At 59.4% G+C, this 662-nt stretch carries 1 protein-coding gene; it reads right to left on the bottom strand.

Annotation, left to right across the window (positions count from 1 at the left end; all coding sequences use genetic code 11):
• A partial coding sequence (locus QCE79_RS33340) for a phage tail protein (RefSeq protein WP_309851749.1) occupies positions 1–662 on the bottom strand: 662 nt, incomplete at both ends.

Raw genomic sequence — 662 nt, 5'->3', positions numbered from 1 at the left:
ACCTGTCCGGGAAGTGCAAGCGCCCCATCGAGCCCGACGCCGAATGTCACCGTATCGGTCTCTAGGCGCGATGTATGGAGCAACCAATGGCCTGCGCGTTGCGCCTGTGATCGGCTGGTGCAGCCAAAGGCGGTGATCTCAGCGGTGTTATACCCGTACAGCGCAATACCGTCGGCATCTTCAACGCTCTCGACGGCGCGCTGAAACCCATTGTTCGGGTCACACCACGTCACCATCACGGCCGTGTAGCGTGACTTCAGCGCGCTCCCGGCGTACCTGAACACCCCTTCCACTACATTGCTCGGGTTGTAGATGTATGCCGGATCGCACGGCATGTCCGCCGACGTCAGCACACTGCCCGCGCACCAATAAGCAATCCCCCGAAATATGCTCGCAAGCTGTTGCAGCAAAGCGAAGGCGTGCGTGCGTGATGTGATATAGCAGTTGCACGTGAAGCGCGGCTCTGTGCCGCCACCACTACTTGGAACCTTCTCGTCGCAGTATTTTGCGATGGCATACAACGCATACCGGTCTACGCACGACTCGTTCACCCAGGCACCGGCGCCGTACCGCCGATTGAGCAGAAGATCCCTAAAAATCCAGGCCGGATTGTCGGTCCAAGCTCGCTTGAATTTCCCGGTCCACGTGCCCTTGTACTCGCG

Source organism: Caballeronia sp. LZ003, from assembly GCF_031451465.1.
Taxonomy (GTDB): domain Bacteria; phylum Pseudomonadota; class Gammaproteobacteria; order Burkholderiales; family Burkholderiaceae; genus Caballeronia.
The sequence above is the reverse complement of the archived record's forward strand: the minus strand, read 5'-3'. Positions and strand labels throughout refer to the sequence as shown.